This window comes from Silvibacterium sp., assembly GCF_047605705.1.
Lineage (GTDB): Bacteria > Acidobacteriota > Terriglobia > Terriglobales > Acidobacteriaceae > Silvibacterium.
In genome coordinates, this window is record NZ_JASGFD010000059.1 from 13,629 (window position 1) to 29,497 (window position 15,869).

The 15,869-nt window shown below is 63.2% G+C and carries 11 protein-coding genes; 4 read left to right on the forward strand and 7 right to left on the reverse strand.

Features of this window, described 5'->3' with window-relative positions:
- Positions 1 to 461: 461 nt before the first annotated feature.
- Together QM649_RS17185 and QM649_RS17190 are read right to left on the reverse strand one after the other, a co-directional pair.
- The gene (locus QM649_RS17185; protein ID WP_415200296.1) at positions 462 to 1,394 is read right to left on the reverse strand and encodes a branched-chain amino acid transaminase; all 933 of its coding nucleotides are present in this window, start codon (positions 1,392 to 1,394) and stop codon (positions 462 to 464) included.
- A 518-nt stretch (positions 1,395 to 1,912) separates the two neighbouring features.
- Positions 1,913 to 2,359, reverse strand: coding sequence for a hypothetical protein (locus QM649_RS17190; RefSeq protein ID WP_415200297.1), 447 nt, complete (start codon positions 2,357 to 2,359; stop codon positions 1,913 to 1,915).
- A gap of 459 nt (positions 2,360 to 2,818) precedes the next feature.
- Here QM649_RS17190 and QM649_RS17195 point away from each other — a divergent pair, with 459 nt between their 5' ends.
- On the forward strand, positions 2,819 to 3,541 hold the full coding sequence (locus tag QM649_RS17195) for a MarC family protein (RefSeq protein WP_415200298.1): 723 nt from the start codon (positions 2,819 to 2,821) through the stop codon (positions 3,539 to 3,541).
- A gap of 278 nt (positions 3,542 to 3,819) precedes the next feature.
- Here the strand turns inward: QM649_RS17195 and QM649_RS17200 are convergent, their stop codons facing one another.
- Complete coding sequence (locus QM649_RS17200; protein ID WP_415200299.1) at positions 3,820 to 4,551, reverse strand: DUF3142 domain-containing protein; 732 nt, start codon at positions 4,549 to 4,551, stop codon at positions 3,820 to 3,822.
- Positions 4,535 to 6,649, reverse strand: coding sequence for a hypothetical protein (locus tag QM649_RS17205; RefSeq protein WP_415200300.1), 2,115 nt, complete (start codon positions 6,647 to 6,649; stop codon positions 4,535 to 4,537). Before QM649_RS17205 ends, QM649_RS17200 begins: the two co-directional genes overlap by 17 nt.
- 387 nt (positions 6,650 to 7,036) lie before the next feature.
- Between QM649_RS17205 and QM649_RS17210 the strand changes: the two genes are divergently transcribed.
- On the forward strand, positions 7,037 to 7,828 hold the full coding sequence (locus QM649_RS17210; RefSeq protein ID WP_415200301.1) for a hypothetical protein: 792 nt from the start codon (positions 7,037 to 7,039) through the stop codon (positions 7,826 to 7,828).
- A gap of 400 nt (positions 7,829 to 8,228) precedes the next feature.
- Here QM649_RS17210 and QM649_RS17215 read toward each other — a convergent pair whose 3' ends face one another.
- Positions 8,229 to 9,767: an ATP-binding protein gene (locus QM649_RS17215; protein WP_415200302.1), complete on the reverse strand. Its 1,539-nt coding sequence runs from the start codon at positions 9,765 to 9,767 to the stop codon at positions 8,229 to 8,231.
- Between the two features lie 869 nt (positions 9,768 to 10,636).
- Between QM649_RS17215 and QM649_RS17220 the strand changes: the two genes are divergently transcribed.
- The gene (locus tag QM649_RS17220; protein WP_415200303.1) at positions 10,637 to 10,867 is read left to right on the forward strand and encodes a GIY-YIG nuclease family protein; all 231 of its coding nucleotides are present in this window, start codon (positions 10,637 to 10,639) and stop codon (positions 10,865 to 10,867) included.
- Positions 10,868 to 11,351: 484 nt separating this feature from the next.
- Here the strand turns inward: QM649_RS17220 and QM649_RS17225 are convergent, their stop codons facing one another.
- Both QM649_RS17225 and QM649_RS17230 read right to left on the reverse strand, forming a co-directional pair.
- Positions 11,352 to 12,128, reverse strand: coding sequence for a TIGR03435 family protein (locus QM649_RS17225; protein ID WP_415200304.1), 777 nt, complete (start codon positions 12,126 to 12,128; stop codon positions 11,352 to 11,354).
- A gap of 465 nt (positions 12,129 to 12,593) precedes the next feature.
- A complete protein-coding gene (locus QM649_RS17230) occupies positions 12,594 to 14,066 on the reverse strand; it encodes a glycosyl hydrolase family 79 C-terminal domain-containing protein (protein WP_415200305.1) in 1,473 nt (490 codons plus the stop codon).
- A gap of 350 nt (positions 14,067 to 14,416) precedes the next feature.
- Between QM649_RS17230 and QM649_RS17235 the strand changes: the two genes are divergently transcribed.
- Positions 14,417 to 15,869, forward strand: a 1,453-nt coding sequence (locus tag QM649_RS17235) for a glycoside hydrolase family 9 protein (RefSeq protein ID WP_415200306.1), incomplete at its 3' end; no start/stop codon positions are given.

Genomic DNA, 15,869 nt, shown 5'->3' on the forward strand with positions numbered 1-15,869 from the left:
GTTCTCACCCTGACTGACAGAGAAACCAACGGTGGCCCATGCAAGCCTGCTGTTGGCTTGAGTGGGGGACATACAAGCGCCCTCGCCATAAAAACACAGAGAGCATCCTGTGCCTCATCCCCTTTTTTCAGCGCAAAGACGCAAAGCACGCAAAGTTCCGCAGAGGAATCCCATCCTCCCGCCCAAGCGGAGCTTGGACGGGGCACCCAGAGAAGCAGCGCTCAAAACAACCCCTGTCATTCCGACCGGAGCGAGACAGTTTCATCAAAACAACCCCTGTCATTCCGACCGGAGCGAACGCAGTGAGCGCAGTGGAGGAACCTGCAGTTCTCCTCAGCAGCGGCACAAACGCGACCCCGCGACCAGAGGGAGCCAGTGCCGAAGGCGAATCGCCCTGCGCGGAGCAGCAAAAAGCCCGGCCTTATGGCCGGGCTTTTCTATTTGCAACAAATACTGTTACGTTATGCCGTCACTTCGGAGCGGACGTTGACCGGCGTGAGCCAGCCGAAGCGGTCCGGGCGCAGGCCGTTGGCGATGCCGAAGAACTCATCCGCCAGCTGCTGCGTGATGGGGCCGATCTTGCCGTCGCCCACCGTGATGCGGTCCACCGAGCGGATCGGCGTAACTTCGGCGGCGGTGCCGGTGAAGAAGACCTCGTCGGCGATGTACAGCATCTCGCGCGGCAGGGCCTGCTCGACCACCGGGATGCCGGCGTGGCGCGCCAGCGTCAGGATCGAGTCACGCGTGATGCCGGCCAGCACCGAGTTCGCCAGCGGCGTGGTGTAGATGACGCCGTTGCGCACGATGAAGAGGTTCTCGCCCGAGCCTTCGGAGAGATAGCCGTTTACGTCCAGCGCGATGCCTTCCATGTAGCCGTTCGACTCGGCTTCCATGCGGATCAGCTGCGAGTTCATGTAATTGCCGCCCGCCTTGGCCAGCGAGGGCATGGTGTTCGGCGCGAGCCGGTTCCACGACGAGATGCAAACGTCGGCCATCTCGGCCTCCACGTACTTGCCCCACGGGAAGTTCGCGACATAGACCTCGACCGGCGACTTCAGCGGGTTCACGCCGATTTCGCCGTAGCCGCGGAAGGCCACCGGCCGGATGTAACAGGGAGCCACGCCGTTCGCCTCGATTACGTCGACGACAGCCTGCGAAAGCTGGTCCAGCGAGTACGGCAGCGGCATGCGGTAAATCTTGGCCGAGTCAATCAGGCGCTGCATGTGCTCCGGCAGCCGGAAAACGGCCGCGCCCTGCGGCTGCGAGTAGGCACGAATGCCCTCGAAGACGGAGGAGCCATAGTGGACCACGTGGCTCATCACGTGGATGTTGGCTTTTTCCCAGGGAATGAGGTTGCCGTTGTGCCAGATGTGGCTGGTCGGTTGAATGGGCATGCGCGCCGTGCTCCTTTTCGCTTAACTGGAGATTATAGCCGCGTGGACACTGCTTCGGGCAGGGGGATGGGCATTCCGCACGGCCCCACCGTCCGGATTTGACCCCGCATTTACGCGCGGGAAACCAGGCGGAAACGATGCCCGCCTCTCCTCTTCCAGCGAGAATGCGGGTGCCCGTTCAAGCTCCGCTTAGCCAGGTGCCACGAACCTCCCTGCCGCACCTCTCCCTCTGCGGTTGTCATTCCGACCGAATGTCCTTCCGAACAATTGTCATTAGTGTCATTCCGACCGAAGCGAACGTAGAGAGCGCAGTGGAGGAACCTGCGGTTCTCTTCTCTTCCAGCGAGAATGCGGGTGTTCCGTCCAGGCTCCGCTTGGGCGGGAGGTACGAACCCCACGCCCACATCTCTACCTCTGCTGCTGTTATGCCGACCGAAGAAGAGAGCCACAGAGAGCGGAGCAGAGAAACCTCACGTTCCCACGTCTCGAAGTCGAGACGTGGGAAACAAGTCCGCGCCCTACCCCCAGAACGAAGGAGGATTCCCACCCGGCGCGACCAGGTGCGTGCGCAGCAGCGTGGGCAGGCGCGTCGAGCTGCGCGGAAACAGCGCGTCGCCGGTGAGACCGCTCGTGTGCAGGGTGTTGTCGGCAAGGTAGCCGATAAACTGCGCCGGATCGCGCCGCTTGATCGCCACGGCCGTGTCGATCGCCGGCTCTACCTCCTCCAGCCTCGGCACGTCGATCAGCACGATCGGCTGGCGGTGCTCACTCCAGTGCTCGATGCCCGCCGGATAACCGTGCGCCAGCATGACCGGCAGCCCATCGTCCTTCAGCGCCGACAGGATCGGTTCAATCACCCGGATGTTTTCGGCGATGAGAAGAATACGAGGCAGAGTAAAGTCGGCGATAAGATTCGTATCTTCCTGTGCTGGTTCCTGCTCGAAATCTGAAATAGGGTTCTTCACCAAAGGTCTTCCCGCTTTCCGCCGGTTGATCCGGCTGTCGTGTTTCGTTCCGTCAGGCGGTGGTCCCCGGCAGGACGAGCAACTTCACCGCGTCACAGGGGGCATAGGTACGCAAGCGCCATGCCAAAGCGGGAGGCACGCGCAAATACACGCAATATGTATGACTTAGAGCAGATGTCCGGGAGGCAACCCTTCGCGAAGAAGAAAGGAATTCCCAGCTTCGGGAACATTTTCGCCAGTACAAAAGTGCGTCCCCAAAGGGTTGCCTGCGCGGCCGGGATGTGTATCCTAAAAACCACACTCCAACACCACGCTCCGAATAGCGCACGAGAACCGGACACGTTCCCGCGCCAGAACTGAACAAGTGAAGGAACCGCATCCGGAAGCGGCGGCTTTCGCAGTAAAAACCACACCGGTCAACCCCGCGCGGAAGGCAGAGAGGATACACTCAGCGGAACCATGGGACTTCACGCAGCCATCCCGTCCGCCACCCTGCTGGCGGCCTTCTTCGGCCCCGCCAGCGCGGCCATGCACGAGCTGCGGTCGACCTACGTGCAGTTCTCCGTACTCGCCCTCAGCTCCATCTTTTTCCTGGTGGATCCCTTCGCGGCCATGCCAACTTTCCTCTCGATAACCGCGGGGATGGACGCACCGCGGCGCAAGGCCATCGCGCGCAAGGGCTGCATCACCTGCTTCATCGTGCTGTCCTCGTTTGCGCTCGCGGGGCAGCTCATCTTCAAGATGTTCGGCATCACGCTGCCCGCCTTCGAGATCGCGGGCGGCCTCATTCTGCTGCTCATCGGCATCGACATGCTCGAGGCCAAGCGTTCGCCCACGCAGGAGTCGTCGGGCGAGACCGAGGAAGCCAGTCACAAGGAGGACGCGGGCATCGTGCCGCTGGGCATCCCCATGCTGGCCGGCCCGGGCGCTATCTCGTCGGTGATGGTGCTGGTCGCGCAGGCGCCGTCCCGGTGGCAGATGTGCGCCATCATCGGAGCGATCGCGGTCACAGCCACAGCCAGCTACGCCATCCTGAGCGGCGCCGACCGCGTCCGCCGCGTACTCGGCGAAACCGGCATCCGCATCCTGGTGCGCATCATGGGCCTGCTGCTCGTAGCACTCGCCATGCAGTTCTTCGTGAACGGCCTGACGGACCTCGGCGTGATCCAGAGCAAGAACTAGGGCTGCTCAGATAGAACATGAAGCTCGACGGTGGCCCATTCAAGCCCGGTTTTGGCTTGAGTGGGGAAGCACAAACTCCGAAGCAGCTGTCATTCCGACCGAAGCGAACAGAGTGAGCGAAGTGGAGGAACCTGCAGTTCTCTTCCGCAATCCGAGAAAAAGCCGCAGGTTCCTCCACTCGCGGCCTGCGGCCGCTCCGGTCGGAATGACAAAATTTGAAAAGAAAAACGGGTGCCCCACGTCTCGCTTCTGAGACATGGGAACGAAGTGAGCCAGCCCTAACCCGCGGCAGGATTCTCCAGAAACACCACAAACCCGCGAAAGTAAGGATTCCCCGCCAGCCCCGCAGGCTGCCGCCATTCCCCGCCCTCGAGCAGCCCGATGCGAAATGGAATCTTCAGCCGGTCGAGCCGCGCGAGGTACGTCTCGTATCCCGTGATCACATGCCGCCCCTGGTAGATCTGCAGCACCACCTCATCCACCGCGCCCGCCAGCGCATCGAGCCCCTGCGGATCGCCGTGGCTGCTCCAGTCAAGCAGGCCGGTGATGCTCAGCCTGCAGCCCGCAGGCAGACGCTGCCGCAGATCCCTGAGGAACGCGGCGTATGCCTCGAGATGGTGCGTGCGCGCATCGAAGTCGATCTGCAAACCCGCGATGCGATTGCCCGCTTCGCGCCATCGCGCAAGGTCAGCCAGCACCTGCGCGTAGATCGCCGGCGTCCAGTCGAGCGTCTCGACGCGCACCACCATCCATACCTCGGCCTGTTGCACATGCGGCAGCGCGGGTCGCTGCTGGATCAGCGCCGCGTGGCCCGGCCGCACCTCCGCATCGAGCAGATACACCGTGCGCGCATGCGCCAGCGCGGGCTGCGACTGCACTCCGGCCCACAGCCAGAAGGCATCGTATCGATTCGCATCGACGATTGTGGACCGCGCGCACGCAGTGCAGACGAGGCACGGCAACAGCATCGCCAACGCAAGCCGGAGGCGGCGCCTACCAGTAGTACTCAAGATCGTCGGCCCACTGCGTGCTCGCATAGTCATGCTTCAGACTCATGAACCACGCCTTGCGCTGCGCCTTGGGCACGTCCTTGCCGCCGCAGTCGTTGTTGCCGGAGGGCGCATAGCAGTTCACCGCACGGTAGAGCGCGTACGCCTTGTCGTTGCGGCTCGACTTCGGATTCGCCAGCACCGCTGTGTACGTCTCCATGCGCACAAACTCGCTGCCTGGAAAGAGTGATTGGGTGCCGCCCAGGTCGTCGGATGAAGGCGAGCTTCCACCGCCGTAATAACCGTACTGGTTGAGCCGCACAAAGTCGGCCACGCACAGCTTCGCCGTAGGATCGTCGGCATTCTGCACCAGCTTCGCCTCGCTCGCACGCAGCGCCGGGCAGCCGAAGTTCTCGTCCCGCTTGTCATTCAGGAAGATGCCCAGCGGAATGGCGGCAGGCTCGGCATTCTCGCCAACAAAGTATTCGTCCACCTCACCATCGAGCATAAAGCTGCCATCGGTGGGCGCCTTCGACGGCACCAGCGCAAGGTCCTTCAGAAAGTCCGCCGCATAACCGCGCGTCGCCTCTTTATAAAGCAATGTGAAGAGCGCGATGTCGCGTTCGCGCTGCGGCGCGCTCCTGTTCGTGGCCTGCGCGCGCAGCAAACCGGCGTCGGCAATATTCGCAAGCAATACCTGGCGCAGGTAGGGATAACGCACCGGCGAATCAGGCGCGAAGACATCCTGCACCTTGCCCGCGCGCTCATCGTGGTACGCAATCGCCAGCTCCAGCGCGGCGCGCTGATAAGGAGCCTTCGCGCCCTGCAGCATCTGCGTCCAGAAGCCGAGCGCGTTATGATCCCTCACCGCTTCGAGCGCCATGCCGCGCAGCGCCTGGCGGCTGAACTGCACATAGCTGAACGAGGTCTGCCGCGCCGCATCCGGAATCATGTGCAGCACATCTTCCGGCTTGTTCTCGACATAGAACGCATGCACCGCCCGCAGGTATTCGTAGAGCGGCATCTGCCCGGCGAAGTACGGCTTCTGCGCCTCGAGCGCATCGCGTGTGATCGGCGGCCCGATGCTCACCCCGTAGCCGGAATTCGTCTTTTCCGCCGTGCGCATCTCCGCCAGGTCGAGCATCGCCAGCAGCAGCGTGCTGCGGACATTACTCATTGCGGCATTCTCCTGCAGCGCGCGCTGTCGATCGTTTTCCGAGTAAGCCGATCCAGTTAACTTGTTATCGATCTCCTGCACCAGGTCTACGTCACTGACGTTGCGATCCGCAGGCGACAGCAGCAGCAATGCGCCGTACTCCGCGTCGAGCTTCGCCACGTCCTGTGCCAGCCAATAGCCACGGCGCTTCAGCCCGCGCGCCGACTGCGCATATACACCCTTCGGATAGAGGCGCAGATACGTATCCAGCGCGGCCTCCGCCGCATCGACGGTCGCTGCATCGGCCTTCCAGCCCTTCTTGAAGCCTCCGTACTCATCGAAGGCACCCACCTGCGCGCGGTTGATGAGCACGCGGCCAGCCATGTACGTGGAAGACTCCTTCACCCACGCCGGCTGCGCGTGGTTCGCGAGCACGGGGAAGACCGCAGTGGCCCTGTCGTAGTCATTGCGCCAGAATGCCGATGCGCCGTCGAGATAGACCGCATAGGCCTTGCCGGAGGCCGTCTTCATCGCCTTCTCTGCCGCAGCAATCACAACCGCACCCGCATCGCCCATAGGAGCACTCGCATTCCCGGCACTCGTATTCGCATTTCCCGCATTCCCCGCGCAGCCGGACATCGCCTTGCGCGCGGCCAGCAGCGTGTTGCGCTCCTCCGGCTGCAGCGTATGGTCGGCCTGCACCGCTGCCGTAAAGGGATCGCTCGCGGGCGTGGCAGCCGGGCATGGTGCGGAGCCGTCCTGTATCACGATGCCATTGCCCTTGAGCTCAGTCTTGTCGCCCTGCGTGCCGAACGTGTCCACAAGCGAATCCCATGCAAACAGCGGCGACTCCGGCGTGCTCGCAACCACAGGCGCCGCGCCCACCTTCTGCTGCACTCGCAGATCCGCCAGCAGCAGCAGGAGATTCACGCGCGTATCGTTCGAAGGCGAGAGCAAAGCCATGTTGCTGCATCCTTCGTAGTCGTGATGCACCATCCGCCACGACGCCGAGCAGCCATCGTCTCCACTGGCCAGCGCCTGCCTACAGCAGCCAAGGCAGGAGAGAAGAATCAGAACCGCAAGCGAAAGCTTATGACAGGCGAATCGTGAGAAATTCATGCGAACGGACGACCTCGAACAGGAAGGATGCATACACCGTCTACGGATGCATCGCACATCACAACACAACATCATGCAACGCAATCCACCTATGACCTTCGCATAAATCGAGTCATCGCGGAGTGTTCCCGATCCATTCCGAATCCACTCCGGCCGGATTCCAACACCCCTGTAACTTCGCCGCCGTTTCTCTCTGGAATGGCCGATGCGAGCAGTTATAAAATTCCCGCCATGAACGCCCTGCGTCTCTCCTCAGCCCTGCTGGCTATTGGCTCTCTCTGGGATATTGGAGCTGCCGCCTCTGCGTTTGCCGCACAGGCTTCCTCACAGACCCGTCTCGCCGTCGTAGTACCCATGCAGGCCGGTCCCACAGCGGTTGCCATACCGGACGAAGCGCCGCCGGGCCACGCACAGGCGCACGCCGTTTCCTTCCTGCGCAGTAATGATCTGCACTTTCTCCCCGACCATGCGTCTCACGCACCGCATCCGTCCTTCATCCAGCTGGACTATACCGAGAAGGGCGACATTCTCTCCGTCACGGCCACGGCACATTACGGCAATGGCGATCCGAATCAGATTCTCGGCACATGGTCGGGCAGCCTCCATCAGGCCATACGGCTCGACGGGCTGGCCGCCGCCGGCATCGAGCCGATCACGCTGAAAGTCATCCCCGGAGCCAATCTCTGGCGGCCCGCAGTCTCGTCTGAGGTTTCATCCTTGCGCGTGGAGTATGCGCCCGTCGATCTCGACACCAGCCGCTTGCTGATCCACAACCTGTCCGGCAAAGCCGTCACGTCCCTGCGCGTCGAAGTCCGAGACGGCAGCAGGCTTGTCGCCGCGCAAAGCGTCGCCCAGGGAAGCAGCAAACTCACTCTGCTGCCGCCCGGAGGCACCTATGAGATGAAGCTGCCCATCCGCAACGGCCTCTCTGCCAACGCTCCGCTGCCCTCCACGATCCTTCTCCCCTCCGCCGTCTTCGCAGACGGCAGCCACGAAGGCGATCCGCAGACAGCGATGCATTGAACAGCGATCACAGGCACTCAGACAGGGCTCAGATAGAACATGAAGCTCGACGGTGGCCCATTCAAGCCCGGTTTTGGCTTGAGTGGGGAAGCACAAACTCCGAAGCAGCTGTCATTCCGACCGAAGCGAACAGAGTGAGCGAAGTGGAGGAACCTGCAGTTCTCTTCCGCAATCCGAGAAAAAGCCGCAGGTTCCCCACTCCACTCCGCCCTTCGGGCTCCGCTCCGGTCGGAATGACAAAATTTGAAACAGGAAAAAACCGGGTGCCCCATGTCTCGCTTCTGAGACGTGGGAATACACGCCCCTCCAGCTCGCGACCAAAGGGAGCGGAGGCCGAAGGCGAATCGCCCTGCGCGAAGCAGCCCCAGGCGAAGTGGGAGAAGGACCTGGACGGCCAGTCCTACTTCCCCGCCTCCACGTGCGCGGCAATCTCCACCGCGACGTTCTCTTCCTGCCCGGCGAACATCGTCCGCAGGCGCTCGGCTACGCGGCGATGCCACTGTGCGCGGCGCGTGGAAGGCAGGCGCGTATAGAGCGCCTCGCGATAGAGCGCGTGCGAGAAGACATAAAACGCCGAACGCCCACCGCCCGGCAGCTCGTCGTATCCGGCGATGCTCACCAGCTTCACGCGGCGCACCAGCGCGGCAAAGCGCTCCTCGATCTCTTCGAGCTCAAGCTCCAGCGCCGCGGCCACAGCCCACGCCGGAAAAATCGTCCCCGCCACGCTGCCTGCTTCCAGCAGGCGGCGGTCCTCTTCGGAGAGCTTCTCCAGCTGGAACTCGATCAGCCCGGCGAGGCCATCCGGCACACCCAGGTCGATCTCGCCGATCGGCACCCGCAGGCTCAGCTCCGCGCCGTCGTGGCGAAAGAGGTTCTGCCCCTTCAGGTGATCGAGCACCGCCGTCATAAAAAGCGCATTCCCGGCCGAGTGCTGATGCACCAGGCTGGTGAGCCCCGGCGGCAGCGTCTCCGCGCCGAGCTGGCGGCGCAGGTATTCGCGCACCGATTCCTTGTCGAGCGGCGCAAGGCGTAATTCCTGGATACGCGAGCCGCCGCTGCCATTTGCGCCGCGCGCATTGTTGAGCAGGTCCTGCTCGATCTGTCGCAGCGGGTGCGCCGCATCGAGATCCGCCGGGCGATACGTCGCCACCAGCATCAGCTTCGCGCGTGAGCGCCGCCGGGCCAGCGCGCCGATCAGATCCAGCGAGGCGCGGTCGGCCCAATGAATGTCTTCAAAGATAAGCAGCAGCGGACGGTTCGCGGCCAGCGTTTCGAAGGTCTCGCACAGGCTGGTGATCGAGGCGCTCCCGTCGCGCACCGCCGCCTGCATCGCGGGGCGCGCCTTCGCCTCGTCGGCGGAGCACATCTCGTTCACCGCCTCGCGCACCGGGTAGAGCGACTCCTTGCCCGCAAAGCCTTCGATCGACTGGCCGCGCGCCACGCGCAGGCCGTCATCCGTGCCATTCGCAGCGCAGAAGGCGTCGAGCAGCGCCGTCTTGCCGATGCCCGGCTCCCCGGTAATGAAGAGCGTGGCGCGCTCCCCGTTGCGGACGCGCTTCAGGTGCTCGGCCAGCAGCTTCAGCTCGGCGGCTCGGCCCACAATGCCGTTCGACGCCGGAGCATCGGCTTCCTCCGCATCGGCCACCGCGGCCATAAAGCGATAGCCGCGCCGCGGCACGGTCTGGATGTAACGCGGGCAGACAGGATCGTCGCCCAGCAGCTTGCGCAGTTCAAGAATGTAGGTGCGCAGCACCTGCGGCTGCACGTAGGTCTCCGGCCACAGCGCCTCGAGCATCTCGTCATGGGTCACCAGGCACTGCGGATGCTCCACCAGGTAGCGCAGCACGGCGAACGGACGCGGCGTGAGGGCGAGCATCTCCTCGCCACGCCACACGCATTCGTTCCTCGCATCCAGGCGGAATTCGCCAAACTTCAGCATGCGTTCAAAGGACTCCTGACTCCCAGTATCGGTTAGCACGTTGCTGGCCGTCTCCGGACAACGCCGGACACGCATTCCCAGCGGCTGCGCAGCGATCACCGTCCGTGAACGGTGTCCATAAACGAACACCGCTGTCCGTCAGCGGATGGAAGCACGGAATCGAACAACGTGTGCACATCCAGCGTCCATCAAGGCGAGACGGCCGGCGCCAGAGCCTCCCCGGTGGTTTCCCCGTATGGCGTTCCCCAATGGGCTATCCCCCGTTGGCTACCCCGATTGGCTATCCATTCTTCCACCGGATCAGGCCCTCTGGCGCCGGCCGCTCTTCTTTTTTCGGTCAAAGCTGGATACGTATGCAGGGGCTGACCTGTTCCAGAGCGCTCCCCCGCCGGAACCAGAAGGGTTACTCCGCGCTGCGGGCTTAGAGAGATAAAACTTGTCATTCCGACCGAAGTGAAGCGAAGTGGAGGAACCTGCAGTTCTCATATCACAGGAAACAAGCCGTGCGGAAGGCAGGCTAAACCGCAGGTCCGTTCCGCTCCAGTCGGGATGACAGGCTTAGTTATGAGGAAACAAGCCGTGTGTCCCGTCCAAGCTCCGCCTGGGCGGTATGACAAGGTTTAACTCCATGCCCCTACAGCCTTGCGGAAGATAAAAAAGACTTGTCATCCCGACCGAAGCGACCACAGGGAGCGCAGCGGAGCGACCTGCGGTTTTGCTTGCACGGAGATGACCTTCGTCATGAGCCCGGCCAGGGAAAGCCGCAAGCAAGTTAGGACTTCGTCCCGATAGCGGACGAAGATCGAGCGATGAGAAGGCTTTACGCGGTCTACCTCATCGCCAGCCGGACGCACGTACTTTACTGTGGCATGACCGGCAATCTCGAGAAGCGCATCTACCAGCACCAACACGGCATTTTTGATGGATTCACCTCGGAGTACCACTGCCATCGCCTTGTTTGGTTTGAAATGTTCGAAGATGTCCATAGCGCGATCGATCGAGAAAAGCAGATCAAGCGATGGCGAAGAGAAAAGAAGCTTGCGCTGATCCAGAGGATGAACCCCACCTGGAGCGACCTCAGCCAATCATGGAAACGATAACCGCAGGTCCCTCCGCTCCGCTCCCTGCGGTCGCTCCGGTCGGGATGACAAGTCTTTTCTTATTCACTGGAGGATCAGGCGTACGTGGGCTTCAACCGTGTCATCCCAGCCCGAGCCCCGGCAAGGCATTCCCTTGTTTCCGTCGTAAATAAACCCTGTCATCCCGACCGGAGCGGGACGCTTCCTCGTCCCGCGGAGTGGAGGGACCTGCGGTTCAGCCTGCTTGCCATAAACCCGGGTGCCCCATGTCTCGCTTCTGAGACATGGGAACCAGGCAAGCTCACCCCAACAACAAGCCAAAAGCTGCGACCAACGGGAGCGGAGGCCGAAGGCGTTCCGCCCCACGAGGAGTGGCCGAAGGCGAAACGCCTGGACGGCCAGTCCTCGCCCCACGAGAAGCAGCTCTACAGCATCACCAAAGCCGCCAATCCTGCGGGCAGAGCCAGCGGGGGCCCGCTTGCCGCGGCCATCTTCGGCTTTCGAATCAGTTCAGCGTTGGCCGGTCCATGTGGTCGACGTGGATCTTCATGTACGGCAGCTTGATCCGCACCAGCTTCAGCCCCAGCGCACCCCAGTCCCACATCTCCGAAGCGTCGGCCGTCTTCTCGTCCATCTTCGAAAGCGCAAAGTCATAGCTCCCGGCGAGCCCGGTCCGATCCACCACCGGCGCACCGTGCAACTGCGCTGAGTTGGCCGCCAACGAGGGCATGGATGTGTCGTAGTAATGAACCACCGGCGCGTTGCCCCGAATGTAAGGCACTATGTGACCGCCCAGGGGTGTGGGCTGCGCATCGGAGGGAATCGTCTCACCCGGCGTGCTCTTCACCAGGTGCTTGAAGTTCGGACCACCCTTGCTCAGTACCAGCGCGTAGCCGTCGATCGTTCCCGGCACCGTGTGCACGGCGAGGTGACAGCGATCCTTCAGTGCCGCTCGCAGCATGCCCTGCAGCAGCGGGGCGGCCGTGTTCGGAGACCAGCCGGCATGCTCCTTCTTCCAGGCCACCATGTCTTCTGCGCTGACTTTTCCGATGAAGGTGTACCGATCCCGCCACACCCAGTCCGGTGCGCCCTCCAAAGCATCCCTACGTTCATAGGCACGCGGGTAGAAGGCCTCCTCCAGCACGATGGCCAGAGGCATATTTTTCGCTGTGTAAGTATCCGCGGATGCTCCATAGAACGTCAGACCCGAGCCATCCGACACGCGGATCGAGACCACATCAAAGCTGTATGAGGCCCCATCCTGCGCCCGCGACAAAGACAAAGACGCACCAGCGGCACAAGCCAGCACAACCGCAACGGAGACTACTCCCCGAACAGCAACCGCAAACCAGCACGTCGGGCTCATGGAACGAAGACCTCGCCTTCACTTAGCCGGACCAACATACCGCAACCACCGAATGCGATCCCGACGGTGGCCCATCCAGGCCCGCTTTTGGCTTGAGTGGGGGGGCCTAAAAATACGACCAGGGTGCAGTGAAGACCGCACTTCTTCCCGATCGAGCGAAGAACTGCAGGTTCCTCCACTCCACTGCGTCCTTCGGACTCCGCTCCGGTCGGAATGACAGAGCTTCGAAACAAACCAAACCCGGGTGCCCCATGTCTCGCTTCTGAGACATGGGAACCAGGCAAGCTCACCCCAACAATAAGCCAAAAGCCGCGACCAACGGGAGCCGAAGCCGAAGGCGAAACGCCTGGACGGCCAGTCCTCGCCCCACGAGAAGCAGCCCTACAGCATCACCAAAGCCGCCGACCCCGCAGGCAGTGCCAGCAGGGCCCGCTTGCCGCGGCCATTTTTCCCGCTGGGCGGCAAAGATTCCTGCGTGGCAGGCTCCCATTCGCCGTTGCGGCTCACCGGCGCGCCGCCGAGGGTGATGCCGTCCGTCGACTCGAGCGACGGCCCGGTAAGGCGCAGCACCCGCACGCCCGCCTTCTGCTCCCTGCCCAGGTTCAGATCGACCGTCACCGGCGCGGACGACTTATTGAAGAGCACCAACCGCTGGCCGTCTCCATCACGCAGGGCGTAGACCGTCACCTGAGGATCATTCCCTTCGAGACGGGCGTCGATCAGCTCCGCCGCGCCTGCCTGCCCGAGCGCCTGCTGAAACAGCAGCATCCCGTAGTACCCCGGCTGCGCCGAGAAGCCCTTCTCGCGGGTCCCGGCAATCGGCGTGTACCAGCCGTAGCCGCCGCCGTGGAAATTGATCCCCACCCCGCCCGAGGCCGCCACCTGGAACATCAGCTCCGCCGTCCACAGCGCCGCGCCGAAGGTGTTGCTCACCCCCTCCTTGCCGCCCGAGTAGCAGGAGTTCGTCTCCGCCAGCCGGAACGGCACACCCGTCGCCTTGCGCGCCTCCACCGTCGCCGCCAGCTCGGACTCGAGCTTCGGGTTCGGATGCAGCAGCCGGTCGAGCGTCATTGCCGGGTTGGTCGGCGGCCCCTCCGCGTAGTAATGCTCGGTCAGTAACTTAAGCTCACTGTGGAATTCCTGTGCAAAGGGCAACAGCCATGCCGTGGCATTCGCTGTGTCCGGCCCGGCGAAGGCCGCTTCCGGCACTTTCCTGCGTATTTCTTCGAAAAACCTTCGCCATTCCACAAAGAAATCGGCCTGCCCGTAACTGGGTTTCCGCATTCCATTCTGGTGAAACAGGTCCGCTTCGTTACCAATCTGGAAGGCGAGTGCGCGTTTCCCACAGGTCTTCCACACGTAGGAAGCTTCCTCCGCCGCCGATTCCGGCGTCCCCGTGGCCATGTTCAGGCCGTACATCAGGTTCCAGCCCGTCGCCTCGAGAAAGCCCCGCAGGTTGTCGATCGCCCTCGGAGTAATGGCCGTCAGGCTCGGAGTGTTCTTGCCCGTATCCGGCCCTACCGGCGATCCGCTGACGGAGACAGCTTCGCCGTCCGCTTTCCAGTGCGAGTTCTCGCTCGTGTTGCCCCCGATCCGCAGGACCCCCTGCGCACCCAGCCGCCGGACCAGCCCCACCAGAGCCCGGTTCTCCGGCGAGAAGAAATCCGGATCGCCCAGCTGCGCGGTCTCGTAGCTGAGGCCGGTGAAGTCCGCCGGAACCGGCGCGATGCGGCGATCGGGAAAGAGCGTGAGCCTGACCGTAACCGGGGCGGCTAGAAGCGAAGGCGAGACAGCCGTGGCGGCGGAGGCGGCGAGCGAAAGGCGGAGGAAGTCCCTGCGGCGCATGGCAGCCATTTCATCATCGCCACGCAAAGTCCGGCAACCCGCATCCAAGCCTCAGCCGGAAGCGCGGCAAGAGATCGCAACCGCAGGTTCCTCCACTTCGCTTCGCTCGGAATGACAGGGCTTTGCTCTTGCAGCCCGGCTTCTCTCACCAGAACGCTGTCATTCCGACCGAAGCGAGCCAAAGGCGAGCGCAGCGGAGGAACCTGCAGTTCTCCTCAAACAGGCGAAGGTTCCAAGCGAGAGTTCACCGCTGCAGAAGAGCAAGGCCGTAGGATAAAGCGGAACATCCGGGATCCAACCTTTGGAATCTTGATGTTCCACAGTGACAACAACTTATTGCAGCTAAGATTGTGGGGACCATGCATCGACGTGCCTTCCTTCGCAACGCCGCCGGAACCCTCGGCGCCGCCGCCTTTTTCCCCGCCGCGCACTCCCTCGCCTTCGACGGAGGCTCCGGCCTCGGACAGGCTCACCTGAATCAGGTTGGCTACTCCATCACCCGCGCCAAGTTCGCGACCGTCAATGCCCGCGCCACCCAGTTCTCCATCCGCCCGGCCGCCGGCGGAGCCAATGTCTTCCAGGGCAAGCTGAGCGAGGCCCGCATGGACGAGGCCTCCGGCGACACCGTCCGGCTTGCCGATTTCTCCGGATTCTCGCGCACCGGCAACTGGCGCCTTGTGCTTGACTCGGGCGACCAGAGCCCGGTCTTCGCGGTGAGCGCCAATCCCTACCACGATGCCCTGCGCCTCACCATGCGCGCCTTCTACGGCCAGCGCTGCGGCTGCGCCGTGAACCTCGGCGGCGGCTATCACTACCCGGCCTGCCACCTGCGCGGAGCCTACCACCCGACCTCGGGCCGGAGCGGTCCGGTGGCCAGTCACGGCGGCTGGCATGACGCAGGCGACTACGGCCGCTACGTCGTGAACTCGGCCATCACCGTCGGCACGCTGCTCTGGGCATGGGAGTTCTACACGCCTACCCTGCACCGGCTCTCGCTCGCCATCCCGGAATCGGGCGGCAAGACACCCGACTTCCTCGCCGAGGTGCGCTGGAATCTGAACTGGATGCTTTCCATGCAGGATGCCGATGGCGGCGTCTGGCACAAGCAGACCTCCGAGCAGTTCTGCGGCATGGTGATGCCCCAGGCCGACACCGCGACCAGCTTCATCATCGGCACCGGGGGGTCTCCGTATAAGAGCACCGCCGCCACCGCCGGCCTCGCAGCGGCCGCCGCCATCGCCGCCCGCTGCTACGGACCCTTCGATCCGGATTTCGCCAAACGTTGTCTGGAAGCGGCGCGCAAGGCCTTCGCCTGGGTTCTCCTGCACCCCTCAGTCGTCTTCCAGAACCCTCCCGGCATCTCCACCGGTGGCTACGAGGACGGCGACGTCTCGGACGATATCCAGTGGGCCGCAGCCGAGCTCTACCGCACCACCGGCGAATCGCAATATGAGGAAGCCTTCGGATCGGCGCTCTCGGCGCGCCTCGGCAACCTTGAAATCACCACGCCCGGCTGGGGCCAGGTCATTTCGATGGCCTGCTGGACCTACGCGCTCTCCGGCCACGAGACCGACGAACGGCTCACCGGGGCGATCGAACAGGCGACCGCGAACGCCGCCGACGCGCTGGTACGCACCGCGCGCGGCTCGAGCTACGGACAGACGCTCGCCGCCAGCGCCTATGACTGGGGATCGAACGGCACGGTGGCCAACCAGTCGCTGCTGCTCATCGTCGCCTACCATCTGCTCGGCAAGCCCGAGTACAAGCTGATCGCGCTCTCGAACCTCGACTACCTGCTGGGCCGCAACTGCT

Excerpts from the sequence above, each read along its gene's own strand:
- QM649_RS17185 (WP_415200296.1), bottom strand. The coding sequence starts at position 1,394 with ATGCCCATTCAACCGACCAGCCACATCTGGCACAACGGCAACCTCATT.
- QM649_RS17195 (WP_415200298.1), top strand. The coding sequence starts at position 2,819 with ATGGGACTTCACGCAGCCATCCCGTCCGCCACCCTGCTGGCGGCCTTC.
- QM649_RS17205 (WP_415200300.1), bottom strand. The coding sequence starts at position 6,649 with ATGGCTTTGCTCTCGCCTTCGAACGATACGCGCGTGAATCTCCTGCTG.
- QM649_RS17210 (WP_415200301.1), top strand. The coding sequence starts at position 7,037 with ATGAACGCCCTGCGTCTCTCCTCAGCCCTGCTGGCTATTGGCTCTCTC.
- QM649_RS17215 (WP_415200302.1), bottom strand. The coding sequence starts at position 9,767 with ATGCTGAAGTTTGGCGAATTCCGCCTGGATGCGAGGAACGAATGCGTG.
- QM649_RS17220 (WP_415200303.1), top strand. The coding sequence starts at position 10,637 with ATGACCGGCAATCTCGAGAAGCGCATCTACCAGCACCAACACGGCATT.
- QM649_RS17230 (WP_415200305.1), bottom strand. The coding sequence starts at position 14,066 with ATGGCTGCCATGCGCCGCAGGGACTTCCTCCGCCTTTCGCTCGCCGCC.